The organism is Citrobacter sp. LST-B2, from assembly GCF_057983045.1.
This window is the reverse complement of the sequence record NZ_CP192598.1, coordinates 95990-113249: the sequence shown is the minus strand read 5'-3', so window position 1 is coordinate 113249 and position 17260 is coordinate 95990. Positions and strand designations below refer to the sequence as shown.

The window sequence follows — 17260 nt, the reverse complement described above, 5'->3', positions numbered from 1 at the left end:
GAACAACCAGATTGATGAAATTTGAACGACACAGACCCTGTGTCGTTCAAATGCCTGAAAGCTAGCTTGATGTAGGATTGCTGCTTAAACGCAGAATCAACATACCTGTAATCACGGCCAGAAGAGACCCCGCCAGAACACCTACTTTCACCTCGTCGATAAGCAACTCATTCCCGGCAAAAGCAAGATTTCCGATAAACAGGCTCATCGTAAAGCCAATCCCGCAAAGCACTGATACGCCATATACCTGTATCCAGTTACTGTTTTCAGGTCGACATGCGATGCCAAGTTTAACAGCAAGCAGGGAAAGGCCAAAAATACCCACCTGTTTACCAAGAAAGAGTCCCATAGCCACGCCAACCGGGACGGAAGAAAGCAGGTCGTCCATTGTCATTCCCGAAAGCGCGACGCCGGCATTAGCGAATCCAAACAAAGGAAGAATCAGGAAGGTGACCCAAGGATTGATAATGTGTTCAAGTCTGTCGAGTGGCACTCTGCCATCTCTGTCCTTTGTTCTTAACGGAATGCAGAAAGCCAGCAGAATGCCTGCTATTGTAGCATGCACGCCGGACTGTAACATGAAGTACCAGAGTAGTGCCCCTGTCAGAATGTAGGGAAGTAACCGGGTTACGCCGGTGCGGTTGAGTAGAATCAGAAGCGCGACCATAACTGCGGCAGCGCCCAACATTACAAGTGAAATGTCGCTGGTGTAGAAGAGGGCAATAATGGTCACTGCGCCCATATCATCAAGAATCGCCAGTGCAGACAAAAATATTTTCAGGGATGGAGGGACACGACTTCCCAGAAGCGCTAACACGCCAAGAGCAAATGCAATGTCGGTTGCAGCAGGTATTGCCCAGCCAGCAAGCGTATCGGGGTGAGCGCGGTTAAGTCCGACATAAATCAGGGCGGGAACGACCATTCCCCCTATTGCCGCAAAACCCGGCAGCGCACGCTGACTCCAGGTTGACAACTGCCCGATCAGTAATTCACGTTTGATTTCCAGACCGACCATCATAAAAAAGGCCGCCATCAGTGCGTCATTTATCCAGTGCTCTACTGACAACCCAACGGCTTTGGTATCCAGTAAAGCCTCGTACCCTGCACGCAATGGGGAGTTGGCTACTGTGATGGCAGCGAGAGAGGCAAGGATCAGCACGACCCCCCCCGCTATGGGGGAACTAAAGAAATCTGAAACAGGCTTAATGACCCTACCGGTCATTCCTGATGGATACTGCGACATTCATACCTCCCAAAGATATGTAAAAAAGTATTGAAACCAGTTAAACCATTGCAGCCTGGCAAAAAAGGAGATGACAGGCTGCAATGGTTTCATTTCATACAAATTAATCTTATATATTAGGGAGTTAGGGATACATAAGAATGCTTTATATTTTATCACGAAATCATCATGTCTCTTACCAGTAAAGGTAAAGTATCGTAAAGAGCTCTCTTCATTATATTTTCGTAACAGAACAAGTATTAAGAGATGGCTGTTGAGGTTCTGTTTATGTTTATCATGAGATGCTGAAGGATTAATTTCATACGACTAATTAATCAAAGCCGCTAACGATTAATGTTGCAGCCTCACAGAGGACTGAAGGACTGATATCTCCTGTTTGCCCTCTATGAGTGGGTCAGAGTTTAACCTTCCCGATACTCAGGATATTTCGCCATGAACCCTGTAAAATCCACCACTCAGTTACCCCTTTCTCAGAAGGTGCTTTTTAGAAAAAGAGCCATGACAGCTTTTCTGTCAGTTCTGGTTATGACCGGGTTACTGCTCATTGTTTTGTGCCGCCTGATTCTTCAGTTTTCGGTACTCTAATCTATGGATTGCAGCAATCTCGCCAGAGTGGCCTCATTACGTATTGTATTTTATGGTCCGGCCCCCTCCACATCAGCCGGACATTTTATTTTCAGGTAATCACTATGACTTCTGATACTCCGCGTAAATCGCTGTGGGACAAGCTTCATATTGACCCGGTATTTATGCTCCTTATCCTTGCTCTGCTTTGCTACAGCGAAATGGTCATCTGGAGCGCCAGTGGTCAGGATGAAGGAATGATGATCCGTAAGTCAGGACAGATAATTGCGGGTCTTTTCGTCCTTATCGTCATGGCAAGGATTCCCCCCCGGCTTTATGAGAACTGGGCGCCAGCCCTCTACATAATCTGCATTTTGTTGCTAATCGCGGTAGATGCGTTTGGCGCAATATCCAAAGGAGCGCAACGGTGGCTGGACCTGGGTTTTGTCAGGTTTCAGCCTTCAGAAATAGCTAAGATAGCCGTACCGCTAATGGTTGCACGCTTCATCAACCGGGATACCAGTCCGCCAGGCATGAAAAACACATTACTGGCTTTAATATTGATACTATGTCCGACTCTACTGATAGCCATTCAACCTGATATGGGAACATCCATACTGGTTGCATTGTCAGGCCTGTTTGTTCTCTTTTTGGCAGGGCTAAACTGGAAATTGATTGCAGGGGCGATTGCAGCGCTCGGAGCGTTTCTGCCAGTGTTATGGTATTTCCTCATGCACGACTACCAGCGGAGAAGAGTATTGATGCTTCTTGATCCAGAATCCGACCCTCTGGGAGCGGGCTACCACATAATCCAGTCCAAAATAGCGATAGGTTCAGGTGGACTTCACGGAAAGGGGTGGCTGCATGGGACCCAGTCCCAACTCGACTTTCTGCCGGAACGGCACACTGATTTTATTTTTGCTGTGTTGGCGGAGGAGCTGGGGATGATGGGAGTGTTGATACTGGTTGCGCTGTATCTTGCATTGATTATGCGTGGACTATGGATAGCCTCTCAGGCACAAACAGTTTTTGGGCGCGTTATGGCCGGAAGTGCCATGTTAATACTGTTCGTCTATGTTTTTGTGAATATCGGTATGGTCAGCGGTATCCTGCCTGTTGTTGGTGTTCCTCTGCCACTGGTCAGCTACGGTGGGTCTGCGCTTATTGTTCTGATGGCCAGTTTTGGTATCGTTATGGCTGTTCACACGAACCGTAAGATGCTCTCTAAAAACGTGTGAACCCGGGCGAACTAGCCGCACAATTGTGCGGCTGTGCGGCATTTTCTTCGGAACGCATTCCGTTCAACCGAAATATAATCATTACCCTGCAATAGTGACGAGATAAAAGCCTGCAGCAGTCACCATATTCTTCACCTGAAAAGGTCCAATTTTCGCTCATAGCAGACACAGCGTCTGGCAGCTTTATGCCAGAAACAGGCGTTGCTAGACCGGTCTGTACTTACCAATGTGGGGGCAGGTCAAGGGAATTACGTGTAATACCGCTATATTTTCCGAGTCCCGCATGGTATTTCGGTTGCGTTGGTCGATATCTAGTATATGAGTAAGAATGAGAAGAGCATTAAAAATGCCGCTAGTGAGAGTCTCTAGCGGCTCTAAGCATGAGTAGCTTTTCTGTTCACACCAGACGGAGCGAGGCCTTTGATGGTGAGGTTTTGCTGCTATTGCCGCCGCTGATTGCCGCCACACCGTAAAGCAGACTGCTCAGTTCATCAAGAGGCACGTTAAGCGCATCACTCAACTGAGTTAGGTGAATGCCGTTACCCGCCAGAGCGTTCATCATTTTTTCAATAATGAGCGACCTTTCACGCTCAATTCCTCCCGGCTCACCGGTTCGATACCCCTTTGCCGTTGCATCGCGCATCAGGCTGTTATACTGCCATTCCGTCAGCACGTTCAGATTTCGCATTCTAACAATCAGAGCCATCGCTGAGACTTTCCAGAGCGATTTCAACTGCACGATTTTGTCGAACGTCGGGAACGTCATCTTGACGGCCATCACGTTGTCCGGGGGCATCAGAAATGCTGACGCAAAAGCATCCGCTTCACGTTCAGCATCCTGCCCTTTAACGTCACCATGACGGTGAAGGACCAGGTGGGCCAGCTCATGTGCCGCATCGAAACGACTGCGTTCACCTGACTTGCGTGTGTTGAGGAAGATGTAAGGGACATCATCTTTCCAGAAGGAAAAAGCATCGATACTCGCCGTTTCCTCTGAAAGCCAGAACACCTTAACACCGTGCTTCTCTAAAAGATGAACAACGTTGGTGATACTCTTTTTACCAATTCCCCAAGCTTCGCGCACCGTTTGAGCGGCCACCTCAGACTCACTTCCACGGAGATTCGGCAGATCAGGCTGCGGCAGTGTGAAGCGGGTGCTGAAATACTCACTCAGCATAACCCCTAACGCACCAGCTCCAATTGCTGCATGCTGGTCGGCGGCTTTTGTCGTGCGCAAAGAACGAAATGAAACCGTCAGTGGATCGATAGTTTCAACGTCATCCCCGAAGAAAAAGGACTCTGGGTATTTCAGAGCCCTAGCGTACGCTTGGACCGTCTCTGGCGTGGGTTCATACAGGCAATAGGCTTTTTCGTACTCAATTACAATACGGCTGGAGAGCCCCATTTGTTCTGCCAGTTCTTTAAGGGTCAGCTTACGTCTAATCCGTGCTAGCTTGAGCCGGGACGGATTAAAAAGACGTTTGCCGTCATCAATAGGGTTACTCATTTGCTTTCAATAGAAATTGATATGTCATCATCGAAATCCTCATCAGGGAAAATATCCGCGCCTTCAAACGGCAGAGGACTCAAAATAATGCGCTCACTCCATGCGCTTACGCGGGCAAATCCGTCCTGATTCACCATTCCTACTGGGTACGACACCTCGCAGCGGACCTCTTTGTCAGCCGCATCATAATAATACAGGACGATATAAGTGCGGGTACTGTCTATGGGCGTGATTTCAGATTTGCCTGAATACAATGTATCCGTCTGGAACATATCAACTGTGCCAGGATTGCTGTGAACAATCGAGCGCGTTGCCTCACCTTTTGCATTTTTGGTTTTCGGCAATCCATCGGGACGTCCGGTGTGTTTGTCACCCGAGGTGATAATCAGATTAACCCCTCTGGCTGGGTTAACGACCATTTCCATTCGCTTGACCACTTCAGGAGACCAGCCGTTACCCTTGCCAATCAATACACGGCGTGTCGCGGCAACCATCTCACTCCAGAAACGGAACCCTGCATCCACTGCGGGGTGAAGCTTGCTGGATTTGCGCCGCTCGTACAAAGCAGACGTTAGAGCTGCATGAATGTCGTTTTCTGAAAAACCCAGTTCATTAAGTACAACATCTGAATCAGCTTCGGTATACAAGATACTATGAGGCATGGTCATGAAAGTCTCTCCGTCAGGTTCACTTCTTGATTTCAACATAATAATTATGTTGAAATCAAGAAGTGAACACTAAAAAGTCATGACAGTTCTAACTTATTCCTTCACATTCCCGTGACCTGCTCACAGCTCACTAACCAACCGCGATGCTTATAGCGCCTTATCAGCAGTGGAAAGAATCGTGAACTTCCACACCTTCCTCATGGCGGACCATATGACCTTACTCTCTATACATTCAGTGCCAAAAGCGGGGTACATTGAATATTAAAGCAACAGCATAGAGAACTGCGCTGAAGTACAGTAAAATCTGTTAGTTAAAGAGTACTTATTGCGATATTTCAGTAAATATCTGGAGAAAAAAATGGAATCTGAAAGTTCTTTTATTGCTAAGCAGTTGAGGTTTTTCACTGCAACCCTTTATGCACAGATCAAACTTAGTACACGAGATGGGTTAACCGATTTGCCTAAAAACCAGGAAATCTCTTTGCTTTCCTTAATCAACTTAGCATTTGGGACAGACTTTATAGATTTAAATAGCATCAGGCAAAATTTTCCTGGCTTCGATTACGGTAGCCTTTCGATGAAGACTGGCCTTCAAATGACAGCAACTGTAACAAAGCAAAAGTTCCAGAATACATTCGACAAGCATAATAATAATGCACTCCTGAAGCAAAACTACCCTAAAATTTGGTTCTTCTTACTAACAGTTGAACCTATTAATCCATCGGTAAAACTTTCCTCACCTGATATCGAGTATGTTACCTTATTTGATATGGTTAGTATGGTCCTTAAAAAAAGTATGGATTTCCAAGTCTTATTTCTTGATTCTTTAAAAAATGAATACAGTCGTTATTTTGCATTCAGCATAGCTCCAGGGCATTCTTTTTCTCTATCTACAGCAATTCCAGTTCCAGCGGATCTTATGTTGTTTAACGAATCTATTTGTACTGATGAGTGGTTCCCTGATAACCCAGGTGAAGGCTATCTTAAAGTTTTCAATTTTATTGATAGTTTTCAAAAGCAACTCAGCAAATGCTCTAGGCAAGCGAGAGAAATTCTTGTTTCCATCATTAAACTTGCTACAATACCAAAACATCAAAACGAAAAAATTATTGTCTATGCTGATACGGTACTAGGCAGCCTTAATATTGATGAAAAAACAATATCTTCTTTCGAATATCACTATAATTTCCTTGAACTAAATGATCTTGTCGAAAAATTAGATGACTACCAGGGAATGTATACTGTTGGTGATGATGTATATATAAAAAATAGGATGCAATTTGTACTAAACTATGGAATGTATGAGCCAGAATTAAATATATACTCCGCATTACTTATTTTTTACTTAAATAGACATAGTTTTAACGATTTTGAGAATGCCTTTTTGAATTGTGATTTTTCTAAACTTTCAGATAACTTGTGCTAATATTTGTTTTAAACGGCCGCATGGTATTGTGGCCGTTTTACCACTTCATAATACACAATTTGATAAAGGTTACATGATGTCCGTCCTAGCTTGTAATAGGCATCCCCATTTCACTGCAAAAATAAATCAGTTACAACATTGTAGCCACCGAAAATGATTTGTATTCAATACAGTAAAATATTATCATCGTTTCACTCCCAGTCTAGTTAACTATTCCTATTTGTACTTCCCATCCATAGAACCAATAGCAGAAACACCACAATAGTTTTCGCAACTACGAGTAATAATATTGACAGAACCATCTTTCAATTCACTAATTACTGCTACACATGCACTCAATGAGTCGCTGTAAACCCAACGATTTCGCTGCCCTGCGCCTGCACCGACACGTTCGGCAATGCCCTCCATATTACAAACACCAGAAGCATTACCGTGAGATGCATTAATATTAAATTCAGCAGTGTCACTCCCCGTCGACAACGATAAAGCGCCGTTTCGCTTAACGTATTCAGCTGCATGCGCCATAGTAAAGCTACTGGCCAATAACAAAGTTATAACTATCTTTTTCATTACTACTCCTTTATATATCGTTAAATATTAAAAATTTTTTTACCAACAAATCATTACCGATAAAACTTTGTACTGGAATATCCTTGTTTTCGTGTTTCCATACGTTGAGTATCATAGGTGTTCCCACACTTAATGCACGAATAAATATTGGTAATATTATATCGCTCTTCTGTCCAGTTTGACTTTATAATAACTTGTTTCCCATAATGAGGACCTCTTGTATCCCCACCAACCACGCCGTGGTTTTGAGTTTTACTCCTGGGTATAGCTGATAAAAATTCTCTTTTAGTATCTATTAGTTTTATACTATATGAAGCATTACAGGTTTTACATCTAAGGCCACTTGAAATAAAATAAAAAACCACTTTTACAATAGGAAACAAAAGCAGTAAAAAAATTAACGCACTGACAATTAAACGAATAGGTATTTCCCCTGGCGTGAATATATAGCCTATACCTGAAACAACCCCCGCTCCCCCCACTCCATATAACCATGAATGAACGTTCGCTTCGCGCTTAATTTCATCTTGCTCGTTATTCACACTACCTCCTAAATTAACTCACATTATTCATTATAAATAACATAGATCTACTTACATTTCGTATTACTTAATCAACCAATTGTATATGTATAGGATATATAGGGAGACTCAATAACCCTGAACGTTCCCGCACCAACAACATGGTTCATTACTTTTACATTCTGGATAGATGATTTTTCGCGTAATTGTGCTCGATAGTAAAACGCAGAATATGCCACCAAGCCTTCCCCCCAGCTAATATCTCTTGTTGGGGCAATAATTGCATTGCAGAATGATTTGTGTAGGGTAAATAACTCTTCTGCACCATTACCAACAGAGCAACTTGAGAAACAAATGCATTTCCCTCTTAATATCGGCCAAGCAAGTCGATCTAAATCTCGCCATGTAATAATAGCATCATCTGTTAGAGCAAAGCCTCTATCATATCCATGAGCACTAATGTGGACATATTTTATATTTTCTCTTTGAGCGATTTTTAACGCTTTAATGAGCATTTTCTCATTGATAGCCTCAATGCTTTTGGCATTGACACCTTGTAATTGAAGTATACGCTTTAATGTTTCTCCTTCACCTCTGCCATCATAAATATCCTGATCACTACGTGATTCAATAATCAATACTTCCTGTTTTTTCATCAGCCACGCCAAACAAGATATTCGTTTATGAGTTTGTTATAAACATACCAAAAAGATCCCATCTTCAGTTCAAGGAGTTGGTTACCGCAAAAGCGTTAGATTACGAGGTATCCACAGACTTGCTCCCTTCACCCAGCGACTATAGATGCGCAAAATTCATTTATAATCCATAGATGATGTTCATACAAGAGAAAAAAGGCCACAAACTTCCATCTATAGACATTTTACGGAAGTGAAGAGCAGTATATGGCCCAGTTACCCTCAGATAGTGCAGACAAACAGGTAGGCCAACGCATTCAAATGCGTCGTAAAGAGCTGGGAATGACAGCCCAGCACTTAGCGGAGCTTGTGGATATATCCCACCAACAGCTTTCGCGTTATGAACGTGGAACAAACAAGATCAACGTAGCCCATCTCGTGAACATCGCGGTTAAGCTCAACACACCGATTAGCTGGTTTTTCATTGATTGCTTCTCGACGTTTGAAAATGATGTCCTGAAACAACAGGATTTCGCACCTGTAAGAGATGCAGACTTGAAGAGTCGACTTGATAATATATGGCCTCGCTTAACACATGAGCAGAGGCGCATATTGATTATGTTTCTTGATAAATACACAAAATAACAACAATAAGCTATGGCTATTTTAGCCAATATCTTTCAAGATTCATAATCAAGGGATTTTTTATCCATTTCTACCATTTTCTCAACGATCTTTTCTTCACATAAAAGTTCTTCAACAAATTTTTTGATTTCAAATTTATTAACTTTGCTAGTTAAAGTTCTCAGTTCATCATGTTTTACTTGTTTCACTGTATTTCCTAGCGGTGATAGAGGTGTCTGAATATCTTTATTATTTAGTTCATCCAATATCTCTTTGTAACTTAAATTCTGTTCGTGTTTTAAATGACTAACGAGTTGATGTAAGTGCAGTAATTTCTGAGAACCCTCTGTTTTTGGTTTATACGTTGTTACATGACCTGAAACTCTCAATAGATATTTCATAACTCCCGAATAGGTTTCTATAAGGTTATATTTCCCTTTCTCTGGGCGACGATAACCTAGAATCTCACATAATTCTATTAGCTTATCATAATGAGAGTCATCAAGCCTTATTGATAACTTTTTATCCCCAAGATTATCCAGTTTTTTCTTGCGCCTGTTTTGATATTCAATGTACTTCTCACGCCGATGAGCCAACTCTACTTCTTCTCGAATTTCACCTTTCTTAACCATGTATTTTCCTACCTGAATCAAACAAGTTTTCGATCTGATCATCAGATTAACATGGCAGCCACGCATTCAAGTAAAAAATCTGATGATCAGATAAAAAATCCGTTCTGCACACAAACAAATCCCAACCAACCAATTGATATTTACGTGAAAAAATTAAATTTCAAAAAATCTGTAAAGACTGGCCGCATCAATTGGATGCGTAAACCAAACGGGCTTTTACGATGCACACCTCACGTCTGATCAAACTAAAAACCGTCCTTGAATACTGCGCTTTTTCAAAAGCGACGCTATATCGCCAGATCAAGGCAGGTCACTTTCCTGAGCCTGTTCGTTTGACTGGTGGAATCGCCAGTACAAATGAATCCTCACGTGCCGTTGCATGGCGAGAAGAGGAAATACTGCAATGGATTGCCAATCGTCAAAAAGTGTCGTTAGCAGAAACCAAAATTTGATGACGTTTATGGGTCAGAAAATCCCATCCCTCTAATAGCACGTTATATGCACATAGATATGAATAGTGAGAGTAATAACTGATATTGATTCATATGCTGATTATGGCCTCATATGGGCTGTAACTCTCACTATTCTGAGAAGGAATAGTTATGTTATTACACAGAAGCAACATAGATATATGCCAATCTTTAAATATCGGTAACGGTAATGACGGGCATAACCTAAGAATAAGAATTGATAAGTTAACTGTAGTTAGTGATTTTCTTCCTGAAGAGGAAAAAAAGGAAGCGTATAGTAAACTGGAAAAAATGAACCAGCGGAGTGAAAGGAAATATCGAGTTGAATACATTAAAAACAAAAAGGAAAAACCTTATCGCAAATCACTAAATATATACAGTAGAAAGAAGAACTCCCCAGTTCTAGTGCACATTGATTATGTTCCGAAGCATCCTAATACAGGAGGGCTACGTTTTGATTTTAATCCCCAACATATGAAAAAAGCAAAAATAGATGCTTTAGTATCATGGATAAATGGCAACTTAGGGGAGATATTTTATCGGCTACTTGTTCGAGCTTGGGTTACAAGAATTGACGTAGCTCTTGATGTATATAACTGCAAGCTAGATGATTACCTATGGGGATTAAAAAATGCAGGGAAGAGCACGTATTACGATACTGAAAATGGATTACCTGGGGTTAGAATAGGCAGCAATCGCTCTCTTCTACATATTCATTGTTATGAAAAAGTTAATGCACGCCGTGACAGAAAACTCATTCTGAAGGATCGTGCCAAACTTATTAATATCAATCTGGATGAGCATAAGCGCTTCTTGCGTATCGAAGCTCGATACAAGCCAGGCGCTAAACCAACCAGTAAGAAAAAGGATGCCTTGATGCTATCCCAACTTATGGAGATGAGAAACCCCTTCAAACGACTCCAGGTCTGCTCTAAGGGCTTAGGGATGGAGCTGCTTAACAAAGGATACCTTCATGCCCTGCCCAAAGAGCCCAGCGTCATAGCTTTGAAGAGTGGTCTTAAGCAACAGCTAGGGCGTTCACGCTTGACTGCCATGCTTACCAGACATAAAACAGTGCTTTTCGATGAACGTGAGATCTGGAATCTATGGCCACGCTGCGTTGAGCAATTAAGCAGCATATACAACATAGCATCTGCTTGCGGTGTACTTAAGGGTGTAGCTAATCGAAAAGACGATTAGATAAAACACTTGTAAATCAAAGCATATATAGCACTACTCAACATTCAGATCCAACATCGAGTAAGGTGTCTTTCCGCGTAGCCCGTCAGCCAATGGCGGTGCTACGTTTTTCATGACTCACGCTAAATTGTGGACATCTTCAGTTTAGTTTTTCTCATTCATTTTATTGATAAAAAAACCCTCATACCACGCACCACCGCAGAAGAATAACGATTTCACATTACCTGAAGTTATTAAAAATCACTCACCTTAGAAAATCTCAATCGTGACGACGAGCACAAATCGTTACTCTTTGTCCCCAAAATACTGGGGGGAGTCATGCTGTTACACGTTTTGTACCTGATAGGAATCACTGCCGAAGCCATGACCGGCGCGCTGGCGGCGGGTCGTCGTCGGATGGATACATTCGGCGTCATTATTATTGCCACCGCAACAGCCATCGGCGGTGGCTCTGTCCGCGATATTCTGCTCGGCCACTATCCTCTGGGCTGGGTTAAACATCCCGAATACGTGATTATTGTCGCCACAGCGGCAGTCCTGACGACTATTGTGGCTCCCGTCATGCCCTACCTGCGCAAGGTGTTCCTGGTACTGGATGCCTTAGGCCTGGTGGTTTTTTCCATTATCGGCGCCCAGGTGGCCCTGGATATGGGGCATGGGCCAATCATTGCCGTCGTTGCAGCAGTCACCACCGGCGTCTTCGGTGGAGTGCTGCGCGATATGTTCTGTAAACGTATTCCGCTCGTTTTTCAGAAAGAGCTGTACGCCGGGGTTTCATTCGCCTCTGCCGTGCTGTATATCGTCCTGCAACACTATGTTTCCAGTCAGGATATCGTGGTTATCTCAACCCTGATGTTTGGCTTTGTCGCCCGGCTTCTGGCGCTGCGCCTTAAACTGGGTTTGCCGGTGTTTTACTACCACCACGAAAGCCACTAAGGAATGAAGCTCTCAATCTGCTGAGCTGCCAACCAGTGGCTCAGCTGTTTGACCTCCGCGTTGTCCAGCCATGTCATCACCTGACGTGCGCGACGCGGGCCGACTGCCGGAAGTTGTTGCCAGTACAATTCAGTTCGCCCTGACAACTGCCGCCATGAACGATCGCCACTGGCATTGAGCGCCACCAGTGGTAACGGGATGCCTAACGCTTGTATCCAGCGAATAAAAGGCTGTTTTCTAACCAAATTAAACTGATGCCATACCTGCTCACCTTTTGCTTTCGCAAATCCCGGCGTGTGCTGAATCTGCTCCTGAGTTAAAGCCAGCCATGAAAAGATATGTTCAAAGTGATGCTGCTGATGAAGCGCCCGCCAGCCCGCCTCACCCACACCGTCCAGCTTTAAAACAGCGCCAGAGCCCAACCAGACCAGGCGGGAGATAAACTGTTCCTGACACGATGCGGAAGCAAAAAAGCAAGTCAATGAATTGAAGCGATTATCAGGAGGTATCGGTTTAACCCGGTCTGAACTCCGCCAGACGACATCGTCAATACGTGGGATCCCCTGTCCAGCAAGGCTCACCAGGATTTGATCGCCAGGGGCAATATCCCACTCTTTCCAGCGATTTACAGAACCGATATTCACCCGTTGTACCCGTTTATCATCCAGCATGACGGGGGCAAGTGTTGCTACAACGGCGATTTTTCCGCTTTTGCCGACCATAAATTGAATCGCGGTGACCTCCGCCACCTGCGCAACGGGTGGGTATTTCCAGGCAACCAGCCAACTCCCTTGCCCTGGTAACCACTGGTGGGACGCAGGTTCCTTGTCCATTCGCACAACGACCCCATCGGTAACGAAGGGTAAAGCGGACGTCCACCAGTGCGTACGCGCCCGCTCCACGGCCTCAACGTTGTCAACTGGCAGCGTGAATGCCTTCGCTAGTGTAAAACCCGCTGCACTCAACTGGTTGACTCTTTCGGACATTGTCTGCGGGCCATCAGGCCAGGCCCAGATAAAAATCCCCAGTGATGATAAGTCGCTTACGCTGGTCTTGCGCATCAGCAGACCCGCCACCTTCGAACGGGCATTCATCCCGCCCATTTTTTGCTGGATATGCCCTTCCCGTCGCAGAAAGATCTCACCCTGTAACACGCTGTTTGTCAGCGCCCCCGCCACGGTTTGCGGCACGGCTGGCATCAGCTGTACTTTTTGCGTCCAGTCTTCGCCCTTCAGGCCATCGCCACGGCTGATCGCCTGCGTCAGTTTGCCATGTTGATATTTCAGCGTAACCGCCACACCATCAACCTTCGGCTGTACCCACAAATCGTTGTGCCCGCGCATCCATTGCTGCACAGCTCGCTTGTCAGGCAGCTTTTGTACCCCGGTATGGGCGACGGGATGAGGGACCGTACCACCCGGTGAAGGCAACGCCTGGCTGGGCGGAGAGTCGTCAGCAAAACAGTGCTGCCACTGAAGCAGTCGTGCATGCAGTTGATCGTAGACGCCGTCTTCGACCACACTCACTCCCTCTTTCCAGTAGGCGTCATCCCACTGCGCAATTTGCTGTTGCAAACGAGAGATCTCTTCGTGAGCCCTCGCAGACGACCATACCGGACATACCGCCCAGGACTGCGCCTGCCATAACCACAACCCCATCAATATCGCTGTCCCAACTTTCATCGCCACTCTCCGCTGTACGTTTCCAGGCAGATATAGCGCGTTGTGTGGGCAGCGCCGAGCGACAAAAGTGTAGATTGCGTTCAGGCTTCCAGTGATTCCGCTCATTTGCAGAGAATGTTGCGTAAATCAGGAAACAGGCGCGCAAAAAGCAATAATCTGGCGTAAAAAGTGTGACAAAGACTACGTCGCGTAGCGGTGACGTGTATAATAAGCCCGTATGTAGGTTCATTTTCGATAATCACATACGTAAGATACTCATGGCTCAAGGCACGCTTTATATTGTTTCTGCCCCCAGTGGCGCGGGTAAGTCCAGCCTGATTCAGGCTTTGTTAAAAACCCAACCGTTGTATGACACCCAGGTTTCTGTTTCGCACACGACGCGCGCTCCGCGCCCGGGTGAAGTTCACGGCGAACATTATTTCTTTGTGGATCATGACGAATTCAGAACCATGATTGGCAACGACGCGTTTCTGGAACACGCAGAAGTTTTTGGCAATTACTATGGCACCTCGCGTGAAGCCATTGAGCAAGTGCTGGCTTCCGGGGTAGATGTCTTTCTCGATATCGACTGGCAGGGCGCGCAACAAATTCGTAAGAAGATGCCGCATGCGCGCAGTATCTTTATTTTGCCGCCGTCTAAACTGGAACTGGACCGCCGTTTGCGGGGTCGTGGACAGGATAGCGAAGAGGTGATTGCGAAACGTATGGCGCAAGCTGTTGCAGAAATGAGCCATTACGCCGAATATGATTATCTTATTGTGAATGATGACTTCGACACCGCCCTGGGCGATCTGAAAACCATTATTCGCGCCGAACGTCTGCGCATGAGCCGCCAAAAGCAGCGTCATGACGCTTTAATCAGCAAACTGTTGGCAGACTGAACCCACTTTCAGTATCATGCCCAGTCATTTCTTCACCTGTGGAGCATTTTAAGTATGGCACGCGTAACTGTTCAGGACGCTGTAGAGAAAATTGGTAACCGTTTTGACCTGGTACTGGTCGCCGCGCGTCGCGCTCGTCAGATGCAGGTAGGCGGAAAGGATCCGCTCGTACCGGAAGAAAACGATAAAACTACCGTAATCGCGCTGCGCGAAATCGAAGAAGGTCTGATCAACAACCAGATCCTCGACGTCCGTGAGCGCCAGGAACAGCAAGAGCAGGAAGCCGCTGAATTACAAGCCGTAACCGCCATTGCTGAAGGTCGTCGTTAATCACAAAGCGGGTCGCCCTTGTATCTGTTTGAAAGCCTGAATCAACTGATTCAACACTACCTGCCGGAAGACCAAATCAAACGTCTTCGGCAGGCGTATCTCGTTGCACGTGACGCTCACGAGGGCCAGACACGTTCAAGCGGTGAACCTTATATCACGCACCCTGTTGCCGTAGCCTGTATTCTGGCCGAGATGAAACTCGACTATGAAACACTGATGGCTGCGCTGCTGCATGACGTGATCGAAGATACTCCCGCCACCTACCAGGACATGGAGCAGCTGTTTGGTAAAAGCGTTGCTGAACTGGTAGAGGGGGTGTCGAAGCTTGATAAACTCAAGTTTCGCGATAAGAAAGAGGCGCAGGCCGAAAACTTTCGCAAGATGATTATGGCGATGGTGCAAGATATCCGCGTCATTCTCATCAAACTCGCCGACCGTACCCACAACATGCGCACGCTGGGCTCATTACGCCCGGACAAACGTCGCCGCATCGCCCGTGAAACCCTCGAGATCTATAGCCCGCTGGCGCACCGTTTAGGTATTCATCACATTAAAACCGAGCTTGAAGAGCTGGGTTTTGAGGCGCTGTACCCGAACCGCTATCGCGTGATTAAAGAGGTGGTTAAAGCCGCTCGCGGCAACCGCAAAGAGATGATCCAAAAAATCCTCTCTGAAATCGAAGGGCGACTGCAGGAAGCGGGAATTCCATGCTGTGTGAGTGGTCGTGAAAAGCACCTCTATTCCATCTATTGCAAGATGGTGCTTAAAGAGCAGCGTTTCCATTCCATCATGGATATCTATGCGTTCCGCGTAATCGTCCATGACGCCGACACCTGCTATCGCGTGCTCGGCCAGATGCACAGCCTCTATAAACCGCGTCCTGGACGGGTAAAAGACTACATCGCCATTCCAAAAGCGAACGGCTATCAGTCTTTGCACACGTCGATGATCGGTCCACACGGCGTTCCGGTTGAAGTCCAAATCCGTACAGAGGATATGGACCAGATGGCCGAAATGGGGGTCGCGGCGCACTGGGCTTATAAAGAGCACGGCGAAACCAGTACTACCGCGCAGATTCGTGCCCAGCGCTGGATGCAAAGCCTGCTGGAACTGCAACAAAGCGCAGGTAGCTCGTTTGAATTTATCGAGAGCGTGAAATCCGATCTGTTCCCGGATGAGATTTACGTTTTCACACCGGAAGGGCGCATTGTCGAACTGCCTGCCGGTGCCACTCCTGTCGACTTTGCTTATGCGGTGCATACCGATATCGGTCATGCCTGCGTCGGCGCACGCGTCGACAGACAGCCCTATCCGCTGTCACAGCCGCTGACCAGCGGTCAGACGGTCGAAATCATTACCGCGCCGGGGGCTCGTCCGAACGCGGCATGGCTTAACTTCGTCGTCAGTTCAAAAGCCCGCGCCAAGATCCGCCAGTTGCTGAAGAACCTCAAGCGCGATGATTCTGTCAGTCTGGGACGTCGCCTGCTCAACCATGCGTTAGGTGGCAGTCGTAAGCTGGCTGAAATCCCGCAAGAGAGTATCCAGCGTGAACTTGAGCGGATGAAGCTTGCGACGCTTGACGATCTGCTGGCAGAAATCGGCCTCGGCAATGCCATGAGCGTGGTGGTAGCGAAAAACCTGCAGCAGGGCGATGCCTCCGCAATCCAACCTGCTATGCCCGGCCACGGTCATTTGCCTATTAAAGGCGCAGATGGCGTGCTGATTACCTTTGCCAAATGCTGTCGTCCGATTCCGGGCGATCCGATCATTGCCCACGTCAGTCCGGGTAAAGGCCTGGTCATTCACCATGAATCCTGCCGTAACATCCGTGGTTACCAGAAAGAGCCAGAGAAGTTTATGGCGGTGGAATGGGACAAAGAGACGGAGCAGGAATTCATCACCGAGATCAAAGTGGATATGTTTAACCACCAGGGTGCGCTGGCAAATCTGACGGCGGCGATCAACACCACCACCTCTAATATTCAGAGCCTGAATACTGAAGAGAAGGATGGTCGCGTCTACAGCGCCTTTATTCGCCTTACTGCGCGCGACCGTGTTCACCTGGCGAATATCATGCGCAAAATTCGCGTGATGCCTGACGTGATAAAAGTCACCCGTAACCGAAACTAGTTT

General features: G+C 46.1%; 17 protein-coding genes. 9 read left to right on the top strand and 8 right to left on the bottom strand.

The window, feature by feature from the left end; translation table 11 throughout:
- Window positions 1-61: 61 nt before the first annotated feature.
- Window positions 62-1243: a Na+/H+ antiporter NhaA gene (gene nhaA, locus ACQ0PY_RS00525; protein WP_193543515.1), complete on the bottom strand. Its 1182-nt coding sequence runs from the start codon at window positions 1241-1243 to the stop codon at window positions 62-64.
- 689 nt (window positions 1244-1932) lie between these two features.
- Between nhaA and mrdB the strand changes: the two genes are divergently transcribed.
- Window positions 1933-3045, top strand: coding sequence for a peptidoglycan glycosyltransferase MrdB (gene mrdB / locus ACQ0PY_RS00520; RefSeq protein ID WP_193543514.1), 1113 nt, complete (start codon window positions 1933-1935; stop codon window positions 3043-3045).
- Between the two features lie 397 nt (window positions 3046-3442).
- Here the strand turns inward: mrdB and ACQ0PY_RS00515 are convergent, their stop codons facing one another.
- Both ACQ0PY_RS00515 and ACQ0PY_RS00510 read right to left on the bottom strand, forming a co-directional pair.
- On the bottom strand, window positions 3443-4552 hold the full coding sequence (locus ACQ0PY_RS00515; RefSeq protein ID WP_334262948.1) for a helix-turn-helix domain-containing protein: 1110 nt from the start codon (window positions 4550-4552) through the stop codon (window positions 3443-3445).
- Entirely contained in the window at window positions 4549-5220 is a 672-nt protein-coding gene (locus ACQ0PY_RS00510) for a hypothetical protein (RefSeq protein ID WP_334262949.1), read from the bottom strand. The genes ACQ0PY_RS00515 and ACQ0PY_RS00510 overlap by 4 nt, the downstream gene beginning before the upstream one ends.
- 358 nt (window positions 5221-5578) lie before the next feature.
- On the opposite strand from ACQ0PY_RS00510, the gene ACQ0PY_RS00505 reads away from it, so the two are divergent.
- Window positions 5579-6646, top strand: a complete 1068-nt coding sequence (locus tag ACQ0PY_RS00505; protein ID WP_334262950.1) for an SMEK domain-containing protein — start codon at window positions 5579-5581, stop codon at window positions 6644-6646.
- A 216-nt stretch (window positions 6647-6862) separates the two neighbouring features.
- Here ACQ0PY_RS00505 and ACQ0PY_RS00500 read toward each other — a convergent pair whose 3' ends face one another.
- The 3 genes from ACQ0PY_RS00500 to ACQ0PY_RS00490 form a co-directional block, all read right to left on the bottom strand.
- Window positions 6863-7216, bottom strand: a complete 354-nt coding sequence (locus ACQ0PY_RS00500) for an acyl-CoA dehydrogenase (RefSeq protein WP_334262951.1) — start codon at window positions 7214-7216, stop codon at window positions 6863-6865.
- A 53-nt stretch (window positions 7217-7269) separates the two neighbouring features.
- Window positions 7270-7758: a hypothetical protein gene (locus tag ACQ0PY_RS00495; RefSeq protein WP_334262952.1), complete on the bottom strand. Its 489-nt coding sequence runs from the start codon at window positions 7756-7758 to the stop codon at window positions 7270-7272.
- Between the two features lie 71 nt (window positions 7759-7829).
- Entirely contained in the window at window positions 7830-8393 is a 564-nt protein-coding gene (locus ACQ0PY_RS00490) for a hypothetical protein (RefSeq protein WP_334262953.1), read from the bottom strand.
- A 246-nt stretch (window positions 8394-8639) separates the two neighbouring features.
- Here ACQ0PY_RS00490 and ACQ0PY_RS00485 point away from each other — a divergent pair, with 246 nt between their 5' ends.
- Window positions 8640-9017 (top strand): helix-turn-helix domain-containing protein, encoded by a 378-nt coding sequence (locus tag ACQ0PY_RS00485; protein WP_334262954.1) that lies wholly within the window; start codon window positions 8640-8642, stop codon window positions 9015-9017.
- 35 nt (window positions 9018-9052) lie between these two features.
- Here ACQ0PY_RS00485 and ACQ0PY_RS00480 read toward each other — a convergent pair whose 3' ends face one another.
- The gene (locus ACQ0PY_RS00480; protein ID WP_334262955.1) at window positions 9053-9628 is read right to left on the bottom strand and encodes a hypothetical protein; all 576 of its coding nucleotides are present in this window, start codon (window positions 9626-9628) and stop codon (window positions 9053-9055) included.
- 221 nt (window positions 9629-9849) lie between these two features.
- On the opposite strand from ACQ0PY_RS00480, the gene ACQ0PY_RS00475 reads away from it, so the two are divergent.
- The 3 genes from ACQ0PY_RS00475 (at window position 9850) to ACQ0PY_RS00465 (ending at window position 12234) form a co-directional block, all read left to right on the top strand.
- Window positions 9850-10080: a helix-turn-helix transcriptional regulator gene (locus tag ACQ0PY_RS00475; protein ID WP_334262956.1), complete on the top strand. Its 231-nt coding sequence runs from the start codon at window positions 9850-9852 to the stop codon at window positions 10078-10080.
- 150 nt (window positions 10081-10230) lie between these two features.
- Window positions 10231-11298 (top strand): hypothetical protein, encoded by a 1068-nt coding sequence (locus ACQ0PY_RS00470; protein ID WP_334262957.1) that lies wholly within the window; start codon window positions 10231-10233, stop codon window positions 11296-11298.
- A gap of 318 nt (window positions 11299-11616) precedes the next feature.
- Window positions 11617-12234 carry a trimeric intracellular cation channel family protein gene (locus ACQ0PY_RS00465; RefSeq protein WP_042998638.1) on the top strand — a complete coding sequence of 206 codons (618 nt, stop codon included), beginning with the start codon at window positions 11617-11619 and terminating at the stop codon, window positions 12232-12234.
- Here the strand turns inward: ACQ0PY_RS00465 and ligB are convergent.
- A complete protein-coding gene (ligB, locus tag ACQ0PY_RS00460) occupies window positions 12231-13916 on the bottom strand; it encodes an NAD-dependent DNA ligase LigB (protein ID WP_058587386.1) in 1686 nt (561 codons plus the stop codon). The two genes, ACQ0PY_RS00465 and ligB, sit on opposite strands and share 4 nt — an antisense overlap.
- A 257-nt stretch (window positions 13917-14173) precedes the next feature.
- Between ligB and gmk the strand changes: the two genes are divergently transcribed.
- Genes gmk through spoT form a run of 3 tightly spaced genes read left to right on the top strand, consistent with a single transcriptional unit; the run spans window position 14174 to window position 17257 of the window.
- On the top strand, window positions 14174-14797 hold the full coding sequence (gmk, locus tag ACQ0PY_RS00455) for a guanylate kinase (protein WP_042998640.1): 624 nt from the start codon (window positions 14174-14176) through the stop codon (window positions 14795-14797).
- 54 nt (window positions 14798-14851) lie between these two features.
- Complete coding sequence (gene rpoZ, locus ACQ0PY_RS00450) at window positions 14852-15127, top strand: DNA-directed RNA polymerase subunit omega (RefSeq protein ID WP_000135058.1); 276 nt, start codon at window positions 14852-14854, stop codon at window positions 15125-15127.
- An 18-nt stretch (window positions 15128-15145) separates the two neighbouring features.
- Window positions 15146-17257 (top strand): bifunctional GTP diphosphokinase/guanosine-3',5'-bis pyrophosphate 3'-pyrophosphohydrolase, encoded by a 2112-nt coding sequence (gene spoT, locus ACQ0PY_RS00445; RefSeq protein ID WP_109739702.1) that lies wholly within the window; start codon window positions 15146-15148, stop codon window positions 17255-17257.
- Window positions 17258-17260: the final 3 nt, after the last annotated feature.

Coding starts and splice junctions, on each gene's coding strand:
- nhaA (WP_193543515.1), bottom strand. CDS start 1,243: ATGTCGCAGTATCCATCAGGAATGACCGGTAGGGTCATTAAGCCTGTT.
- mrdB (WP_193543514.1), top strand. CDS start 1,933: ATGACTTCTGATACTCCGCGTAAATCGCTGTGGGACAAGCTTCATATT.
- ACQ0PY_RS00515 (WP_334262948.1), bottom strand. CDS start 4,552: ATGAGTAACCCTATTGATGACGGCAAACGTCTTTTTAATCCGTCCCGG.
- ACQ0PY_RS00510 (WP_334262949.1), bottom strand. CDS start 5,220: ATGACCATGCCTCATAGTATCTTGTATACCGAAGCTGATTCAGATGTT.
- ACQ0PY_RS00505 (WP_334262950.1), top strand. CDS start 5,579: ATGGAATCTGAAAGTTCTTTTATTGCTAAGCAGTTGAGGTTTTTCACT.
- ACQ0PY_RS00500 (WP_334262951.1), bottom strand. CDS start 7,216: ATGAAAAAGATAGTTATAACTTTGTTATTGGCCAGTAGCTTTACTATG.
- ACQ0PY_RS00490 (WP_334262953.1), bottom strand. CDS start 8,393: ATGAAAAAACAGGAAGTATTGATTATTGAATCACGTAGTGATCAGGAT.
- ACQ0PY_RS00485 (WP_334262954.1), top strand. CDS start 8,640: ATGGCCCAGTTACCCTCAGATAGTGCAGACAAACAGGTAGGCCAACGC.
- ACQ0PY_RS00480 (WP_334262955.1), bottom strand. CDS start 9,628: ATGGTTAAGAAAGGTGAAATTCGAGAAGAAGTAGAGTTGGCTCATCGG.
- ACQ0PY_RS00475 (WP_334262956.1), top strand. CDS start 9,850: ATGCACACCTCACGTCTGATCAAACTAAAAACCGTCCTTGAATACTGC.
- ACQ0PY_RS00470 (WP_334262957.1), top strand. CDS start 10,231: ATGTTATTACACAGAAGCAACATAGATATATGCCAATCTTTAAATATC.
- ACQ0PY_RS00465 (WP_042998638.1), top strand. CDS start 11,617: ATGCTGTTACACGTTTTGTACCTGATAGGAATCACTGCCGAAGCCATG.
- ligB (WP_058587386.1), bottom strand. CDS start 13,916: ATGAAAGTTGGGACAGCGATATTGATGGGGTTGTGGTTATGGCAGGCG.
- gmk (WP_042998640.1), top strand. CDS start 14,174: ATGGCTCAAGGCACGCTTTATATTGTTTCTGCCCCCAGTGGCGCGGGT.
- rpoZ (WP_000135058.1), top strand. CDS start 14,852: ATGGCACGCGTAACTGTTCAGGACGCTGTAGAGAAAATTGGTAACCGT.